Raw genomic sequence first — 16676 nt, forward strand, 5'->3', positions numbered from 1 at the left:
CATTAACGTTACAAATATACATTTATTTTACTATAAATAAACATTCACATAACTTTTTGTTTACATAAAATTTACATTAAATCTATAAAAAACTGGAATTCAATATTTTAATTCATTAAAAAATCAATTTTTAAATCGATGAAAATGATTGAAAAACGGTTGTTTTAATACCGTCTTACTACGTTTTACTTCTTAAATTTGCCTTTTAAACCATGTTTAGCGATGTACAGAGACCATACTTGCGGCGATTTGCGCGAATCACATATAGATCAGGAGGTAATATTGTGCGGCTGGGTACAAAAAACCAGGGATAAAGGTTTTGTGGTTTGGGTAGACCTTAGAGACCGTTATGGCATCACCCAATTGGTGTTTGACGGGGACCGCACCTCAAAAGCCCTTTTGGAACAGGCCCGGAACCTAGGTAGGGAATTCGTGGTGCAAGTAAAGGGAAAGGTGATTGAAAGGGCATCAAAAAACACCAATATTCCCACGGGGGCTATTGAGGTTCTTGTAGAAAGCCTTACTGTTTTGAACGAATCGAAAACACCACCTTTTACCATAGAGAACAATACCGATGGCGGGGAAGACCTACGGATGAAATACCGCTATTTGGACATCCGTAGAAACCCGGTTAAAAACAATTTGATTTTTAGGAGTAAAGTCGCCATTGAGGTGCGCAAATATCTATCCGATCACGGGTTTATTGAAGTTGAAACCCCATATTTGATAAAATCCACCCCAGAGGGAGCGCGCGATTTTGTAGTGCCAAGCCGTATGAACCAAGGCCAGTTTTATGCCTTACCGCAATCGCCACAAACCTTCAAACAATTGTTGATGGTGGGCGGACTGGACAAATATTTTCAGATCGTAAAATGCTTTCGCGATGAGGACCTTCGTGCCGATAGGCAACCGGAGTTCACTCAGATAGATTGTGAAATGGCCTTTGTGGAGCAGGAAGATATCCTCAATACTTTTGAAGGGTTGACGAAATATCTATTAAAGGAAATCAATGGTGTAGACATTAAGGAGTTTCCTAGGATCACCTATGATGAGGCTATGAAAACCTATGGCAATGACAAACCGGACATACGTTTTGGAATGGAGTTTGGCGAACTCAATGCGGTTACGCAACACAAAGATTTTAATGTGTTCAATACCGCCGAATTGGTGGTTGGCATTGCGGTTCCCGGAGCGAACAGTTACACAAGAAAAGAGATTGACAAACTCACGGATTGGGTAAAAAGACCACAGATAGGGGCTTTGGGCATGGTATATTGTAGATGTAACGACGATGGCAGCTACAAATCATCGGTTGATAAATTTTATGACCAAGAAGATTTGGCCCATTGGGCTAAAATCACTGGAGCACAACCAGGAGATCTCATTTGTGTGCTATCAGGTAGCACAAACAAAGTGAGGGCGCAATTGAGCGCACTTCGTATGGAAATGGCGGTACGGCTCGGGTTACGTAAAGCCAATGAATTCGCACCGTTATGGGTAGTAGATTTTCCTTTGTTGGAACTGGACGAGGAAACCGGACATTACCACGCCATGCACCATCCTTTTACCTCACCCAAACCAGGACAAATGGAATTACTGGAAACCGACCCCAGTGCGGTTAGCGCCAATGCCTATGATCTGGTTCTGAACGGCAATGAAATCGGTGGAGGTTCCATTCGTATTCACGATACCGAAATACAAAGCACCATGTTCAAGCATTTGGGCTTTACACCCGAAGAAGCAAAAGCACAATTTGGCTTTCTTATGGATGCTTTTCAATACGGAGCGCCACCGCACGGGGGCATCGCTTTTGGATTGGATAGGTTGGTGGCTATACTCGGCGGACAGGAAACCATACGGGATTTTATAGCTTTTCCCAAAAACAACAATGGCCGTGACGTAATGATCGATGCTCCCGCTCCCATTGACGATGGCCAGCTAAAGGAACTCAATTTAAAACTTGATATAAAGTCATAGAATAAAAATCCCGCTGTTCTGCGGGATTTTTTAATACTTTTAATAAAGTTATGTAGTAAAATGCCCAACCTGCCGAAAAGACTTTTTACCAAATTCCTAAAGTGGCGCTATAAAAACATATCCCACAAGACGTTTACGCACATGATGAGCGTTGTAGTGGGTTTGTTGGCTGGCCTAGTATCGGTCACGATAAAGAACCTTACCTACTTTATTGAATCCTCTCTTGAAAACGGTGTCATTTTTTTCAGTAATGAGCTCTACTTTATTTTACCCATCATTGGCCTTGCCCTCGTATACCTGTACGTAAAATTTGTACATAGGGAAAAGTTGGAACATGCCGTCTCCTCCATTCTATTTGCCCTGTCCAAAAAAAAGGGAATCATTGATCTAAAAAAAATATATACCCCGCTCATAACCGCTCCCTTAACGGTTGGTTTTGGTGGCTCGGTAGGGTTATTGGGGCCGGCCGTGGCATCGGGTTCGGCCATCAGTTCCAATTTAAGTCGGTTTTTTCATATCAATGCAAAGACCCGTTCTTTATTGATTGCTTGTGCTTCTGCCGGTGCCATTTCATCTATTTTTCAATCCCCTATCGCCGCCATCGTTTTTGCGGTAGAGGTTTTTAGTTTGGATTTTACCATGCTCTCTGTATTACCGCTTTTATTGGCATCTATATCGGGCGTATTGACTTCCTATTTTTTTCTCGGCAATGAAGTACTGTTTAATTTTTCGCTAAATGACAATTTTGAGATCAAGGATACCCTTTTTTATGTTCTGTTAGGTGTTGGTACTGCCGTGGCGTCTATATATTTTACCAAGATGTATTTTGGTATCCTTAAACTCTTCAAACCCTTAAAAAGTCCAAAATATCGCCTTTTGGTGGGCGGTATGGCCATTGGGATAATGTTATATTTTATACCGCCACTTTATGGTGAAGGCTTTGGCTTTATCAATAATCTTTTGGACGGAAATCACGCTGCCGCTTTGGGAAAAACCCCTTTTGATGCCTATTTAAACAATATTTGGGTAGTCATTGCCCTATTGTTCGGCATAACGATTTTTAAGGCAGTGGCCATGACCACAACGTTTGCCGCCGGTGGTGCCGGTGGTATATTCATCCCTACCATGGTCATGGGCAGCGCACTGGGGAACGTTGTCGCCAAGGTCATCAACAATATAGGCCTAGGGTTTTCGGTTTCTGAAAGCAATTTCACGTTGATAGGTATGGCCGGGCTTATCGCAGGAGTATTGCATGCTCCTTTGACTTCAATATTCCTGATTGCAGAAATTACAGGGGGTTATGAGCTTTTTGTGCCATTGATGATTACGGCATCCATATCTTATTTGATTACTAAAAACGCGATTGACCATACGATTTATACACGTGAACTGGCAGAACAGGGTGCGCTGTTGACACATGACAAAGACGAAAACGTGTTGACGCTCATGCAACTTAAAGATGTTATCGAAAATAACTTTAAAACGGTATCCCCTAACATGACGTTGGGAGATATGCTCCACGAATCCGTAGCAAAATCTACCCGAAACATATTTCCGGTAGTCGATACGGAAAATGCCTTGGTCGGTATAATCTTGTTGGACGATATTAGGGAATTCATGTTCGATACCTCATTGTACGATACCCTAAAAGTGGAGACTTTCATGCACAACGCCCCGGAGTATATTTTTTATGGGGAAGACAGTATGAAAATCGTAATGCGAAAGTTCCAGGACAGCGGTGCGTGGAACCTACCCGTTATTCAACAGGGCAGATATTTGGGATTTGTTTCAAAATCAAAGTTATTGACCGCTTACCGCAGGGAACTTATCAACTTCACAAAATAATTGAAGTTGGTTTTTTCTAAATTTGCTACATGAAATACGTAATCATTTTAGTGGTACTTGCCTCTTTCGGAGCTATTGTCTACGGATTTAGTTTGGATGAAGAACAGGCCGATTTAGCCAATAAATATATCGGCTCGGGAACTTTGGGATTGTTTTTTGTCGCCATGCCGCTTTTTCTCTTAACCGAAAGCCGGGGAAAAAAGATGAAAGATTATATGCTGAACGAAGAAAACATTCGAAAAATGAACGAACGTGAAAAACAAAAGCCTGGTAATCAATAATATCGAAAAAAATTATAACTTTAAGAAGTAATTTTTAATTTTTAACCGATGACTGGAACTGTAAAATTTTTTAATGAATCCAAGGGCTACGGATTTATTACCAACGACGAAACCGGAAAAGATATTTTTGTTCATGCCACTTCCTTGAACGGAATACAATTAAACGAAGGAGACAAAGTGGAATATGTAGAGGAAGAAGGTAGAAAAGGCCTTGTGGCAGGGCAGGTACAAGTAGTGGGGTAAGTTTGTTTTTAATACAGTCGTTTCCGACCATACGGGAGAAATCCAAAACATTCTTTATGTATTTTCCCCATACGTTCCAATGATATTTTACGGGCCTGTTTTCAAAACTATATGTTTATCTCGCTAGTTCAAGTTTCTTCTTTGGATAAAGAAACGTTTCAATAAATCCGCAGCTTCGTTTTCCATAATCCCCCCTACGATTTCGGTTTTAGGATGTAATTTTGTGCCCATGGCCCCAAAGCCCCTTTCCGTATCGGTGGCAGCATACACTATCTTTGATATTTGGCTCCAATACAAGGCCCCGGCGCACATTTGGCAAGGTTCCAACGTTACATAAAGCGTGCAGTTTTGAAGATACTTACCGCCTAAAAAATTAGCCGCTGCCGTTATTGCCTGCATTTCGGCATGTGCGGTGACATCGTTCAATTGTTCGGTAAGATTGTGCGCTCTTGCGATAATCTTGTTTTGAACCACGATAACGGCACCAATAGGAACTTCTCCCTTTTCAAAAGCGGCCTCTGCTTCCTGTATTGCCCTTTTCATAAAATATGCATCGTCAAACGGGAGAATCATGTTCTTTACAATAAAAAAATTGTGCTAATTTCTGTTTCAAAAATAACATATTCAAAAATCAATCTAGCGTCACCATCCCTAAATTAATGTACTTTTGTTGACTTAAATGAAACTGTTAAACACCATTCATTCCCCTGCTGACCTTCGCAAACTAAAAAAAAGCGAACTCCCCGAACTTGCCCAAGAAGTAAGGGCCTTTATCATTGATATCGTTTCCGCAAAGGAAGGCCATTTAGGTGCCAGTTTGGGCGTTGTGGAATTGACCATTGCCCTGCATTATATTTTTGATACTCCGACCGATAAACTCATTTGGGATGTAGGACATCAAGCCTACGGACATAAAATACTGACCGGTAGAAAAGAAAAATTCGATACGAACAGACAACTTGGTGGAATAAGCGGTTTCCCCAAACGAAACGAAAGTACATACGATGATTTTGGAACGGGGCACAGCTCAACATCTATTTCCGCTATTCTGGGAATGGCGATAGCTTCCAAATTAAAAGGGGCGCTACAAAAACAACATATTGCGGTCATCGGCGATGCCTCCATTGCCAGTGGCATGGCCTTTGAAGGGCTGAACCATCTTGGCGTGACCCATACCAACGTTCTCATTATTTTGAACGACAACACCATTGGTATAGACCCCAGTGTTGGGGCCCTGAAAAAATATCTGACCAACGTAAAAAAGGGCATAGCCAAGGATGAAAACATATTTGAATGCCTTAATCTCACATATTCAGGGCCTGTTGATGGGCATAATATAGATATATTGATTGCCGAACTGGAACGATTAAAATCAGTGCCAGGACCTAAATTATTGCACGTCATCACCACAAAAGGAAAAGGACTTCAAAAGGCCGAGGAAAATCAAGTGGCCTATCATGCCCCCGGTAAATTTGATAAAAATACGGGCGAGTTGATACATAAAGCCACTTTACAGAAAGAACCGCCAAAATATCAAGATGTGTTTGGCCATACCTTGGTAGAACTCGCCAAAAAAAACCAAAAAATCATTGGGATAACCCCGGCCATGCCCACCGGAAGTTCCTTAAAGTACATGATGGAAGAAATTCCGGATAGGGCCTTTGACGTGGGCATTGCCGAACAACACGCCGTTACTATGGCAGCTGGGATGGTAGCCGAAGGGCTTGTCCCTTTCTGTACTGTTTACTCTACCTTTTTACAGCGTGCCTACGACCAAGTCATACACGATGTAGCCCTGCAAGGGCTTCCCGTTATCTTTTGCCTGGATCGTGCGGGATTGGTAGGGCAAGACGGGGCTACGCACCATGGCGTTTTTGATATTGCTTTCTTGAGGTGCATTCCCAACTTGATCGTATTTTGCCCATTGAACGAATCCGAATTGCGCAACATCATGTACACGGCACAACTTGGGCTAAAAAACCCAATTGCCATTCGTTACCCTAGAGGTAGGGGCGTGACCTTGGATTGGAGGACAAATTTTGAAAAGATAAATATCGGCACCGCAAAGGAAATCAAAAAAGGAACGAAAATTGCTATATTATCGGTCGGGCACATAGGAAACAGAATTTCTGAAATCATAGAACAAGCAGCATTTACCAAGGAAATAGGGCACTATGATATGCGTTTTGTAAAACCCCTGGATACCGATATGTTGAATACTGTTTTTAAAAAATATGAATCTATAATAACAGTTGAGGATGGCTGCAAAAAAGGTGGTTTTGGCACTGCCGTATTGGAATATGCCAGTGAGATGAATTTTAAAAACACCATAAAAATTTTAGGAATAGATGATACTTTTGTGGAACACGGAACGGTCGAGGAGCTTTATAAAATAGTGGGGCTGGACGATGAGTCAATAAAAAAACAAATTGAAAACCTGCTGAAACAATAGTTAAATGCATCGTATTCTCTTTTATATATTTCTTTTTTGTTCCGTTCTAAAGTTGGTCGCCCAGGACAGTATTCCCGAAGTTGCTGTAGATACTACAAGAATCGATACCATAGTCATACGCTCCACACAGGAAAAAATTAAGTTTATACCCCGAAGTGTAGAGCTGTCAAATCCCGTTATCACTTTTAAAAAAACAAAACCGCTCACAAAACCGTTCAAACGTTTTAGGGTGCCGTCTTTTTGGGAAAAAATAAACGAGTTCGGCATGAATATAAGTGAAGTGGCCTTTGTAAACTGGAATGCGGGTGGGAACAACGCCATTACCGGGCTCGGCAATCTAAGATTCGCCAGAAACTACAAGTTCAGATACGTACAATGGGACAACGAACTGGCGCTACGCTACGGTCTTAATGCCCAGGAAGAACGTAAGTTGAGAAAAACCGATGATGCCATAAGGCTAAGTTCTACTTTTGGATACCGTAGGGATACCATAAGTAACTGGTACTACTCCGTAAAAGCGAACTTTAACACACAGTTTGCCAACGGTTTCAAATATCCGGACAGGACAACACCCATATCGCGGTTTATGGCACCGGGCTATTTATTTCTTGGAGCGGGAACTTCTTATATCCCGGAGGGGCAAAAATTTAACTTATACATATCCCCTTTAACGCAAAAGGCCACTTTCGTGTTAGACGAGGACTTGGCCAACAGAGGGGCTTTTGGGGTCAAAAAAGCAGTTGTGGCCGCAGACGGCACCATCCTGGAAGAAGGGGAGAACATTTTTATGGAACTTGGTTTTTTGGTCACGAACACGTGGGAGAAAGAGGTTTGGAAAAACGTTTTTATGAGGCATCGCATGAGTTTGTATACCGATTATCTTAGGAGTTTTGGTAATGTAGATCTAGATTGGGAACTTAATTTTGATCTGGTCGTGAACAAGTACATAAATGCATCAATAGGTACGCACGTAATTTTTGATGACGATATCAAATTTGATAGACAGGTTGCTACCGATGGTACCGTGATTGACCCTGGAACACCGCGCATACAGTTTAAGCAAGTCTTGGGCGTAGGGGTAAAATATAGTTTTTAAAGCTCTCTCCCCATAATTTTGTTATGAATATGTACTGCAGCACTGTCGGAAAGGCTAGCTACATAGCAGCAGGCATTTAGCAATATTCTATAAAAAGAGACATCGGTATTTTGATAGGGTTTGGGCAGGGTCTTGAGCATGAGGTCGTGATAGTTTGATGTAGTCCCGTCCTTTTTTCTTATTAAGGCATGCGTATAAACATCTAAAATATCGGCCAAGATTTTATAGCCTGCAATCTCTTTTTCTATGACTTCCTTGGATTGATATATTTTTTTGACACTCACGTCGATGATATCGGCTATTTGGGCTTTGTATTCGCTTTTATCCATGAGTGAAACCGTGAAGTCTCCCCGTAAAATAGCAGTTTCATTGGCCAGAAAAACAGCCACGGCATCTTGTATCAACGTATTTATGGCCAAGGCACGCAGATAGCTTAGCCTATCCTCCATAAATGCCATGGCATTGTACTTTTTGGTATTGATACGGTCCTTGACCAATTTGATCAAGTATTCCAAAGCAAAATCCTCGGGTATCAGGCCAAGATTGATACCATCTTCAAAGTCGATTATGGTGTAGCAAATATCATCGGCAGCCTCTACCAAAAAAGTTAAGGGGTGGCGATGAAAACTGATATCCTCCCCATTTCTCGTCTGTATCAAACCAAGTTCGCCAGCGATTTCTTTAAAAGTATCTTTTTCAGTCTGAAAGAAACCAAATTTTTTGTCCGCGATGTGTTTTGTGGGTTTTTTGGGTAGCGATTCTTTGGGGTATTTCATAAATGCACCTAGAACCGAATAACTTAATCTGAGTCCGCCTTTCACCCCTTCCCTATTTTCCGTCAACAATCGAAACCCATTGGCGTTGCCTTCAAAATCAATAATATCTTGATACTCTTTTTGGGTCAGGAGCGATTTGAATTTTTGTCCGTTCCCATTTTTGAAGTACTCCCCGATAGCTTTCTCACCGCTATGCCCAAAAGGCGGGTTACCTATGTCGTGCGCCAAGGATGCCGCAGCGACTATGGCTCCAAAATCATTGAACCTATACCCATGTACTTCATGTAAATGCGGATGTTTTTGCAAAAGCTCTTTGCCCACCAGCCTACCAAGACTACGACCTACAACCGATACTTCTAGACTATGGGTTAGGCGTGTGTGCACAAAATCGGTCTCGGAAAGGGGAATTACTTGTGTTTTGTCCTGTAGACTCCTAAAGGCCGACGAAAAAATAATACGGTCATAGTCGACCTCAAAACCCAAACGGGTTTCATCTTGTTCTTTTCGCAACCTTTTGCCGCTATCACCATAGCGTTTTAAAGAGAGTAATTGTTCCCAATTCATACGGCATTGTAATTTGCAACTAATATACATGAAATCGGATGTTTTTATAAGCCAACTTCTTTCAGAAAAGCTATATTTACAGGATTGCTATACTGCACCAGTAGGTTTCATAACCTTATTTTAACCTTGGTCAATGATTAATATGGCATTTTTGCTTTTATTTTAACTTTAATGGGAGAAAATATTTATTTGTTCATGATTATCGCTCTGGCCGTTTTAGCGATAACGGACCTAGTGGTAGGGGTAAGTAATGATGCGGTCAACTTTTTGAATTCCGCAATCGGCTCAAAAGCCATTTCTTTTAGGACAATAATGATAGTGGCGAGTGTAGGCATCGCCTTTGGTGCCATCTCTTCCAGCGGAATGATGGAAGTGGCCCGAAAAGGTATCTTTAACCCATCGGAATTCGTATTCGCCGAAATCATGATCATCTTCATGGCGGTCATGATCACCGATATTTTATTGTTGGACTTTTTCAATACACTGGGGATGCCAACGTCTACGACAGTTTCCATTGTATTTGAGCTTTTAGGGGCTGCCGTAGCTATTTCTTTGATTAAAATCGTGAATTTGGACGGTGGTTTTAGCGACCTCCCAGATTATATCAATACAGATAAGGCAACCGAAATCATACTTGGTATTTTACTATCGGTCGTTGTAGCTTTCTCGGTAGGTATGATAGTACAATTTGTTTCCAGAATACTCATATCCTTTAAGTTTCAAGAAAAGCCGAAGTGGGTCGGTGCCATATTTGGCGGCTTTGCCATTACATCTATCATCTATTTCATCATCGTGAAGGGCCTTAAAAGTGCATCTATCTTCAGCCCAGGGATATTGGTGTTCATCAATGAAAGTCCCGAGATGTTCTTGTTGGTGAATTTTGTGCTCTGGACACTGTTGTCATGGTTGGTCTCTTCAATCTTCAAACTAAACATTTATACGATTATAATCGTTTTGGGAACATTCGCATTGGCCATGGCATTTGCAGGTAACGATCTGGTGAATTTTATCGGGGTGCCTTTGGCCGCTTTGGCATCTTATGATGGCTGGGTGTCATCGGGAGCATTAGCATCGGAATACACTATGGAGGGCCTTTCAACGGCCGTACAGACCCCAACATACCTCTTGTTGGCCTCCGGGGTAATCATGGTCATTACCTTGTGGTTTTCGTCCAAGGCAAAAAATGTCGTAAAAACCAGTGTAGATCTTTCCAGACAAGATGAAGGCGATGAACGTTTTGAACCTAATTTTCTTTCCCGTCAAATCGTAAAATATTCCATAAAAGCCTCGGAAAATCTAGGTGGAATAGTACCTGCGGCGATAGTTAGAAAAATTGACAAGCAATTTGAAAAACCGTATGTCTACATCCCAAAGAGCAAGGTCCAGGACTTGCCCGCATTTGACCTGGTACGTGCGGCCGTTAACCTCATGGTAGCCAGTGTACTCATATCTCTTGCCACATCAATGAAGTTACCGCTTTCCACAACGTACGTTACGTTTATGGTAGCCATGGGCACCTCTTTGGCGGACAGGGCCTGGGGTCCGGAAAGTGCAGTATATCGTGTTGCCGGGGTTCTTAATGTCATTGGCGGTTGGTTCTTTACCGCGTTCAGTGCCTTTACGGCCGCTGCGATTATTGCATATATTATTCATTTAGGGGGTATTTGGGCCATAGGTTTTCTGCTTATCATTGCTTTTGCGCTGATCGGTAAAAACTATCTCTCCCATAACAAAAAAATGAAGGAGAGCAAGTTGGAAGAAAAACTGGAAAGGGCCGAAAGTAAATCTATCATAGGGGTTATCGAGGAAAGTTCCTCGAATATTTCCCTTACCATCAACAGGGCCAACAAGATATACTCACAAAGTATTTATGGACTTTCAAAGCACGATATCGATATACTTAAAAAAAGTAAAAAAGGTATCAACAAACTGGATAATGAAGTAGAAGGGCTTCGTGACAATATATTCTATTTCATCAAAAATTTGGATGAATCGAGTGTGGGCACCAGTAACTTTTATATTACCATTCTTAGTTATTTGCAAGATATGACCCAATCTTTGGAATATATCGCAAAGGCGGGATATAAGCACGTCAACAACAATCACAAAAAATTACGGTTCAATCAAATCAAGGATTTAAAGGAAACCGATGTATATGTTGGCCAATTCTTTTCAGATATAAAAGAGATTTTTGATTCAAAGGACTTTCTTAAGCTTACAGAACTTATTGTCAAAAAACAAGATCTTTTCGAAAAGGTAGATTTGAAAATTCAAAAACAGGTAGAACGTACACGTACAGACGAATCCAGCCCAAAAAACACGGCCCTTTATTTTAGCCTGTTGTTGGAAACCAAGGATCTATTGGTCGCTACGATGAACCTATTGGAAATTTATGACCAACACGCCAATGTCAAGGTCTAAAACACGATTATAGTGCTCAAAATCCTCTTTTTTACCATAACCCTTGCAGGGTGTTCTTTGGGCATGGCCCAAAAAATTTCAGGGGAAGCACTATTGGACAAGGCCATTGCATACCACGACCCAAATAATCATTGGAATACCTTAAAAACGGAACTTACCGTTACCATGACCTCTCCCGATACCGGAAAACGGGTAAGCAATATCATAATCGATTTTCCAAACGAATATTTCTCCCTCATTGCAACAAGGAACGGTGTTATCACGGAACAAATTCTACATAAAGACGATTGCAGGCTATCCCTGAACGAGGATAGCGATATTTCCAAAGAAAGTGCAAAAAAATATCGGCTTACCTGCGAGCGTGCCCGTATGATGAAAGACTACTACACGTATTTGTACGGTCTGCCCATGAAATTAAAAGACCCCGGCACAAAAATACATCCAGATGTTCAACAAAGGGGTTTTAAAGGAAAACAATACTTGGTACTCAAAGCGGAATATGAGGCTAAGGTGGGAAACGACATATGGTACTTTTATTTTGATCCCAAGACCTATGCCATGAAAGTGTATCAGTTTTTTCACGATGAAGAAAAAAACGATGGGGAGTATATCTTACTAAAAGACGAAGAAATAATTTCAGACATTAAAATGCCCAAGACCAGGGAGTGGTATTACAATTTGGACGACACTTATTTAGGCACCGATGTTTTGTCCAAGCATATATAAAATATCGATATAATGGCTCAACACTTTTTCAATCTATCAGCTTTTTCTTACTTAGGGTAGATAAAAATCCATTTTTTACCGATGTACGACGAATTTCCACCCAAATTGTCAAATACTGGATTTTTTTCACTAATTTTTATGTACACTATTATAGTGAAATTCGATTTTATAAGAATAGTACTACTTTTATGGGCTGGGGCGAGACACAAAAACTTATTGTTGAACGTAATCTTGATATCGGAAGGTTTCGGTTTTATGAGAATATTACCGTTGGCGAGATAAAAGAAGGTGTTCATGTTACCTTTGAAAGCGCAGTACTGCCCCTACAAATTGCCGAGCAGATTTATGGCGACCATAAGCCGGTCGTTTATATTTCAAATCGCATCAACTCTTATTCTATTGATCCCATAGGCTATTATGAGGCCATCAAATTATTTCCCAACCTAAAGGCGTTCGCCATCGTGTCGAACAAGCGACATAGAAAAATGTTAGCTTCGCTCGAAAAACTGTTCATGCGGAAACCTATTCGTGTTTTCGATACCGTGGATGAGGCTTTTGAATGGGCGGCACAACTCTTGGAAAATGACGGATTACATCAAAAATTATCGACTTAAAAAGGGTGTCTAAATTATTTATTGGGTTCTAAAAGATCGTCTATTCTTGCGAGTATATCCTCATAATGATATTTGGTAATCGTATTTACCCCTGAGTTTTTTGCGGTTCTAATTTTTCTGGAAAGCCTGTTCAGCTCACCACGTACAAGTGGCCGTACATCCGAAGTTTCTACATTATAGAACAATGTACTTTCAAACCCTGGTCTGGAATACCTGCTCTTGGATGCTTCATTGGTCATTAGATAGGCCATACGCTCAATATAGGAACGCTGTAAATTTCTACGATACAGGTCTACATTGGATTTTTTATCAACCTCTCCCCAAATACCTTTGGATAGTTCTTGCATCATCTGTAATGCGCTATAATATTCATTGTTGATGGTTTCAGCATCAATCAACCTACCTATCCTATCAAAGCTCAAAATAGAGTTTAAATATCTTGTCTGCAATCTCCTTACTTTTTCAAAATGGCCCGCATGGTCTATATTTTGTAAAATATCCTTGTCAACAAGCCATTTGGGTGTTTCAAAAATATTTTTGTGCAGCCACGACATCGATTCCTGCTGTGATTTTTTATCCAAGTGGGTATAAATATACCCTTCTTGCTCTGGAGTTTTGATATTCTCATACACGCCACCTATATTATTGGCCACATGGCCTACATACCTACTGTACACACTCAACAATTCGCCATAGAGCTCCTCTAAATCTTCATAATTATTCGTTTGGCCAGAAGTCCACTCTACAAGGTTATTGGCCACATATTTTAAATTTTTTAAACCATAATCACTAGCTGCTATTGGATCATCCCCAATACATTCGGCCTGCGACTGTGGGTCAAATCGACTCGATTGACGACCAAACTTGTATTTGGCATCGCCGTCTTTTTCCAAAATCCACTTGTTTAAAGTTGATCTTTCAGCTTCGGGTGAGTCGGCATCCAATATGCGTCTGTAGCCCCAATTTACCGCATAGTGGTCATATGGTCCCATTTGGCGTATAAACCGAATGTTCTCGTCCCCGGGCTGAGCAATATAATTATACCGGGCATAGTCCATAATACTGGCGGCGATACCATTTTTTTGTGTAAATGCACCGTCCCTATATGATTCAACGGGATAGGAATAGCTAGCGGCCATATTGTGCGGAAAACCGAGGGCATGCCCGACCTCGTGCGCAATCACCATACGCATCATCTCTCCTATTTCTTCATCGGGCGTGTTTAGGGTTCTTGCGGAAGGGTTGGCTGCACCCGTCTCCAATAAATATCGATTTCTATAACTTCTTAAATGATTGTGATACCAAATTATATCGCTCTCGATGATTTCCCCGCTTCGTGGGTCGGAGACACTGGGCCCCACGGCATTTCTTGTGGTGCTCGCTACATATCTTACTACGGAGTATCTAATATCTTCTGGACTAAAATCGGGATCCTCTTCGGGAGTTGGTGCATCTTTAGCTATGATCGCATTTTTAAATCCGGCTGTTTCAAACGGTTTTTGCCAATCTTCTATGCCTTGCTTTATATATTTTTGAAGGTTTTCGGGTGTTCCGGGATCCAAATAATATACAATGGGCTTAACAGGTTCAACCAATTCTCCGCGTGCGTACGCTTCTGAATCTTTGGGTTCTAATCTCCAACGTCGTATGTAGGTTTTTCTATCTGCTTTCAACTCATCACTGCCAAAATCGTATTGGCTTACCGTAAAAAAACCGACCCGAGGATCATATAGCCTTGGCTGCATGGGTTTTTCCGGAAGCAAGATCATAGACTGGTTCATCTGCAAACTAATAGAACCTGTGGATGCTTGCGATGGTGGCTCGGCGGCTTCATAGGTGAAATCCTGTTTGACCTCGATATTCTCCGGGAAACTCTTGGCGCTATTGATAAAGCTACGTGCCTTATCTAACTTACGTACTTTGTAACGCTTTCTTAAACTGGAAGGTAGACCGCTTATGGCGAGAATATCCTGTTCAAAAAAATCTGTGACGTTGATTACCGCTGCTGTTGAATCAGTATTGAAAGCTTTTATATCAAAAGCAAACAAAGTAGGCTCATAATTATTTACCTGAACCGAATTGCTAATGGCTTTTGTACTATCGGCAACATTGTTATACGATTTTACCTTAATCAAAATTTTATCCTGAAAACGTTTCCAGTGCACGACCTGTTCATTGGTCTTGGAACCTGCGTTCACATAACCGCCACCCAGACCGTTAGGAATTTGGGAAATTCTACTTACCCATAACATATCTTTCCCCAACGTAGAAAATGGGATTTCATAAAAATAATCATCAGCTATCTTATGTACATGAAAAAGCCCTTCATCCGTCTTTGCATCTTTCGTAATGACTTCATTATATTTTTTAATGCCACCCTTTTTTACCGATGGTTTGGCAGCTTGTTCTTTCTTGGATTTATTTTTCTTTTTGAAAAGCTGGGCAGATGATGAATAGTTAATGCAAAGAATGGTCAAAATTGCCAGCAATACCGTTTTTTTCATGTTTGGTCGTTTCCTGTTCTGTGATTAAAAATAAGGATACAACTTATAATAAGGTTTGTTTTTGTTTAATATTAACATTTGATAAAATTCTAAAAAGATTTACCATTTCATCTATTTTTTTTGATGAATGGCCAAGTATATTGTAATTTAATCTGAGAATAATAAACTGTATGAGCCCCAAGCTAGATAGAACACTTACACGCAAACACGATTTGGAAGTTGGATATTTTTATTTCTACAAAAATTTCGTGATTTCCGAAATAAAGGAAGGCATGAGCATTACTTTTGAAAATGCAACAGAAATGTTGCGCCTGGCCAAGACCTATTTTGGCAATACGACCCCTTTTGTTTATATAAGCAACAGGAAAAACTCATATTCCTTTAATCCCACCGCACATTTTAAGACCACTCAAATGTTTCCTAACATTAAAGGGTTCGCAGCGGTTGTTTATGACGATATGAACCGTGATATCGCAGAGATGGAACAGTCTTTTCTAAACGTTCCCGTTAACATCTTCACTCATTTGGACAAGGCCATAGATTGGGCCGAGGAAATCATAGTGATGGATTAAAAAGCACTGATTCTTTACTTCCTGTAAAAGTTCATCTCGTCCATATATTTCCATACGCTTTCGGGTAGCATAAGCCTAATATTCTTTCCCTCTGCATGTTGCTTGCGGATAAAGGTCGATGAGATTTCCATAATAGGGGCTTCGACCCTATGTATTTTTGGATGTTGCTTGAACCGATGTTCTAAGGCTCCTGCCGAAATTCTTGGATATACGTACAGATCGTAATTCTCCAGTATAACGTCATGGTTTTTCCATTTATGGAAGCCTTTGAGATTATCTTCTCCCATAATAAGACAAAAATGATGGTCTTCCCCGTATTTTTCGTCCAAATGTGCTAAAGTGTGTACCGTATAATTGGGTTGGGGCAAATCAAACTCTATCTTACTTGGTTTTAATTTGGGATAATCTTGGGTGGCTTCAAATACCATTTGGTATCTATGATGATTGTCCAACAATGTTTTTTTGGTCTTAAACGGGCTTTGGGGAGTTACGACAAACCAAACCTCATCCAAATCTGAAAACTCCGCCATATGGTTGGCGATGATCATATGGCCTATGTGTATGGGGTTAAAAGTTCCAAAATAAAGCCCAACTCTTTTCATTGA

General features: G+C 40.8%; 14 protein-coding genes. 10 read left to right on the forward strand and 4 right to left on the reverse strand.

The annotated features are described in order from the left end of the window. Positions 1–222 precede the first annotated feature (222 nt). From aspS to HYG79_RS07080, 4 genes are read left to right on the forward strand one after another with little or no spacing between them, the layout of a single operon-like run. Complete coding sequence (aspS, locus tag HYG79_RS07065; RefSeq protein WP_179241409.1) at positions 223–1977, forward strand: aspartate--tRNA ligase; 1755 nt, start codon at positions 223–225, stop codon at positions 1975–1977. Between the two features lie 60 nt (positions 1978–2037). Next, positions 2038–3822, forward strand: coding sequence for a chloride channel protein (locus HYG79_RS07070; protein ID WP_179241410.1), 1785 nt, complete (start codon positions 2038–2040; stop codon positions 3820–3822). 29 nt (positions 3823–3851) lie between these two features. Further along, a complete protein-coding gene (locus HYG79_RS07075; protein WP_179241411.1) occupies positions 3852–4103 on the forward strand; it encodes a hypothetical protein in 252 nt (83 codons plus the stop codon). 48 nt (positions 4104–4151) lie between these two features. Beyond that, complete coding sequence (locus HYG79_RS07080; protein ID WP_179241412.1) at positions 4152–4346, forward strand: cold-shock protein; 195 nt, start codon at positions 4152–4154, stop codon at positions 4344–4346. A 123-nt stretch (positions 4347–4469) separates the two neighbouring features. Here the strand turns inward: HYG79_RS07080 and HYG79_RS07085 are convergent, their stop codons facing one another. Beyond that, complete coding sequence (locus tag HYG79_RS07085; RefSeq protein WP_179241413.1) at positions 4470–4919, reverse strand: nucleoside deaminase; 450 nt, start codon at positions 4917–4919, stop codon at positions 4470–4472. A 106-nt stretch (positions 4920–5025) separates the two neighbouring features. Between HYG79_RS07085 and HYG79_RS07090 the strand changes: the two genes are divergently transcribed. Next, complete coding sequence (locus HYG79_RS07090; protein ID WP_179241414.1) at positions 5026–6798, forward strand: 1-deoxy-D-xylulose-5-phosphate synthase; 1773 nt, start codon at positions 5026–5028, stop codon at positions 6796–6798. A 4-nt stretch (positions 6799–6802) separates the two neighbouring features. Then, positions 6803–7894 (forward strand): DUF3078 domain-containing protein, encoded by a 1092-nt coding sequence (locus HYG79_RS07095; protein WP_179241415.1) that lies wholly within the window; start codon positions 6803–6805, stop codon positions 7892–7894. Here the strand turns inward: HYG79_RS07095 and dgt are convergent. After that, positions 7891–9234 carry a dGTP triphosphohydrolase gene (dgt, locus tag HYG79_RS07100; RefSeq protein ID WP_179241416.1) on the reverse strand — a complete coding sequence of 448 codons (1344 nt, stop codon included), beginning with the start codon at positions 9232–9234 and terminating at the stop codon, positions 7891–7893. The two genes, HYG79_RS07095 and dgt, sit on opposite strands and share 4 nt — an antisense overlap. A 171-nt stretch (positions 9235–9405) precedes the next feature. On the opposite strand from dgt, the gene HYG79_RS07105 reads away from it, so the two are divergent. The 3 genes from HYG79_RS07105 (at position 9406) to HYG79_RS07115 (ending at position 12995) form a co-directional block, all read left to right on the forward strand. Continuing rightward, positions 9406–11655 carry an inorganic phosphate transporter gene (locus HYG79_RS07105; RefSeq protein ID WP_179241417.1) on the forward strand — a complete coding sequence of 750 codons (2250 nt, stop codon included), beginning with the start codon at positions 9406–9408 and terminating at the stop codon, positions 11653–11655. Positions 11656–11667: 12 nt separating this feature from the next. Further along, positions 11668–12381, forward strand: a complete 714-nt coding sequence (locus HYG79_RS07110; RefSeq protein ID WP_228027953.1) for a DUF6503 family protein — start codon at positions 11668–11670, stop codon at positions 12379–12381. A 188-nt stretch (positions 12382–12569) separates the two neighbouring features. After that, entirely contained in the window at positions 12570–12995 is a 426-nt protein-coding gene (locus HYG79_RS07115; RefSeq protein ID WP_179241418.1) for a SpoIIAA family protein, read from the forward strand. 14 nt (positions 12996–13009) lie between these two features. Here HYG79_RS07115 and HYG79_RS07120 read toward each other — a convergent pair whose 3' ends face one another. Next, complete coding sequence (locus HYG79_RS07120) at positions 13010–15499, reverse strand: zinc-dependent metalloprotease (RefSeq protein ID WP_179241419.1); 2490 nt, start codon at positions 15497–15499, stop codon at positions 13010–13012. 170 nt (positions 15500–15669) lie between these two features. Between HYG79_RS07120 and HYG79_RS07125 the strand changes: the two genes are divergently transcribed. Continuing rightward, the gene (locus tag HYG79_RS07125; RefSeq protein ID WP_179241420.1) at positions 15670–16071 is read left to right on the forward strand and encodes a hypothetical protein; all 402 of its coding nucleotides are present in this window, start codon (positions 15670–15672) and stop codon (positions 16069–16071) included. Positions 16072–16085: 14 nt separating this feature from the next. Here the strand turns inward: HYG79_RS07125 and nadD are convergent, their stop codons facing one another. After that, positions 16086–16673 carry a nicotinate (nicotinamide) nucleotide adenylyltransferase gene (gene nadD, locus HYG79_RS07130; RefSeq protein ID WP_179241421.1) on the reverse strand — a complete coding sequence of 196 codons (588 nt, stop codon included), beginning with the start codon at positions 16671–16673 and terminating at the stop codon, positions 16086–16088. Positions 16674–16676 lie beyond the last annotated feature (3 nt).

This window comes from Costertonia aggregata (assembly GCF_013402795.1).
Lineage (GTDB): Bacteria > Bacteroidota > Bacteroidia > Flavobacteriales > Flavobacteriaceae > Costertonia > Costertonia aggregata.

Excerpts from the sequence above, each read along its gene's own strand:
- aspS (WP_179241409.1), top strand. The coding sequence starts at position 223 with ATGTACAGAGACCATACTTGCGGCGATTTGCGCGAATCACATATAGAT.
- HYG79_RS07070 (WP_179241410.1), top strand. The coding sequence starts at position 2,038 with ATGCCCAACCTGCCGAAAAGACTTTTTACCAAATTCCTAAAGTGGCGC.
- HYG79_RS07075 (WP_179241411.1), top strand. The coding sequence starts at position 3,852 with ATGAAATACGTAATCATTTTAGTGGTACTTGCCTCTTTCGGAGCTATT.
- HYG79_RS07080 (WP_179241412.1), top strand. The coding sequence starts at position 4,152 with ATGACTGGAACTGTAAAATTTTTTAATGAATCCAAGGGCTACGGATTT.
- HYG79_RS07085 (WP_179241413.1), bottom strand. The coding sequence starts at position 4,919 with ATGATTCTCCCGTTTGACGATGCATATTTTATGAAAAGGGCAATACAG.
- HYG79_RS07090 (WP_179241414.1), top strand. The coding sequence starts at position 5,026 with ATGAAACTGTTAAACACCATTCATTCCCCTGCTGACCTTCGCAAACTA.
- HYG79_RS07095 (WP_179241415.1), top strand. The coding sequence starts at position 6,803 with ATGCATCGTATTCTCTTTTATATATTTCTTTTTTGTTCCGTTCTAAAG.
- dgt (WP_179241416.1), bottom strand. The coding sequence starts at position 9,234 with ATGAATTGGGAACAATTACTCTCTTTAAAACGCTATGGTGATAGCGGC.
- HYG79_RS07105 (WP_179241417.1), top strand. The coding sequence starts at position 9,406 with ATGGGAGAAAATATTTATTTGTTCATGATTATCGCTCTGGCCGTTTTA.
- HYG79_RS07115 (WP_179241418.1), top strand. The coding sequence starts at position 12,570 with ATGGGCTGGGGCGAGACACAAAAACTTATTGTTGAACGTAATCTTGAT.
- HYG79_RS07120 (WP_179241419.1), bottom strand. The coding sequence starts at position 15,499 with ATGAAAAAAACGGTATTGCTGGCAATTTTGACCATTCTTTGCATTAAC.
- HYG79_RS07125 (WP_179241420.1), top strand. The coding sequence starts at position 15,670 with ATGAGCCCCAAGCTAGATAGAACACTTACACGCAAACACGATTTGGAA.
- nadD (WP_179241421.1), bottom strand. The coding sequence starts at position 16,673 with ATGAAAAGAGTTGGGCTTTATTTTGGAACTTTTAACCCCATACACATA.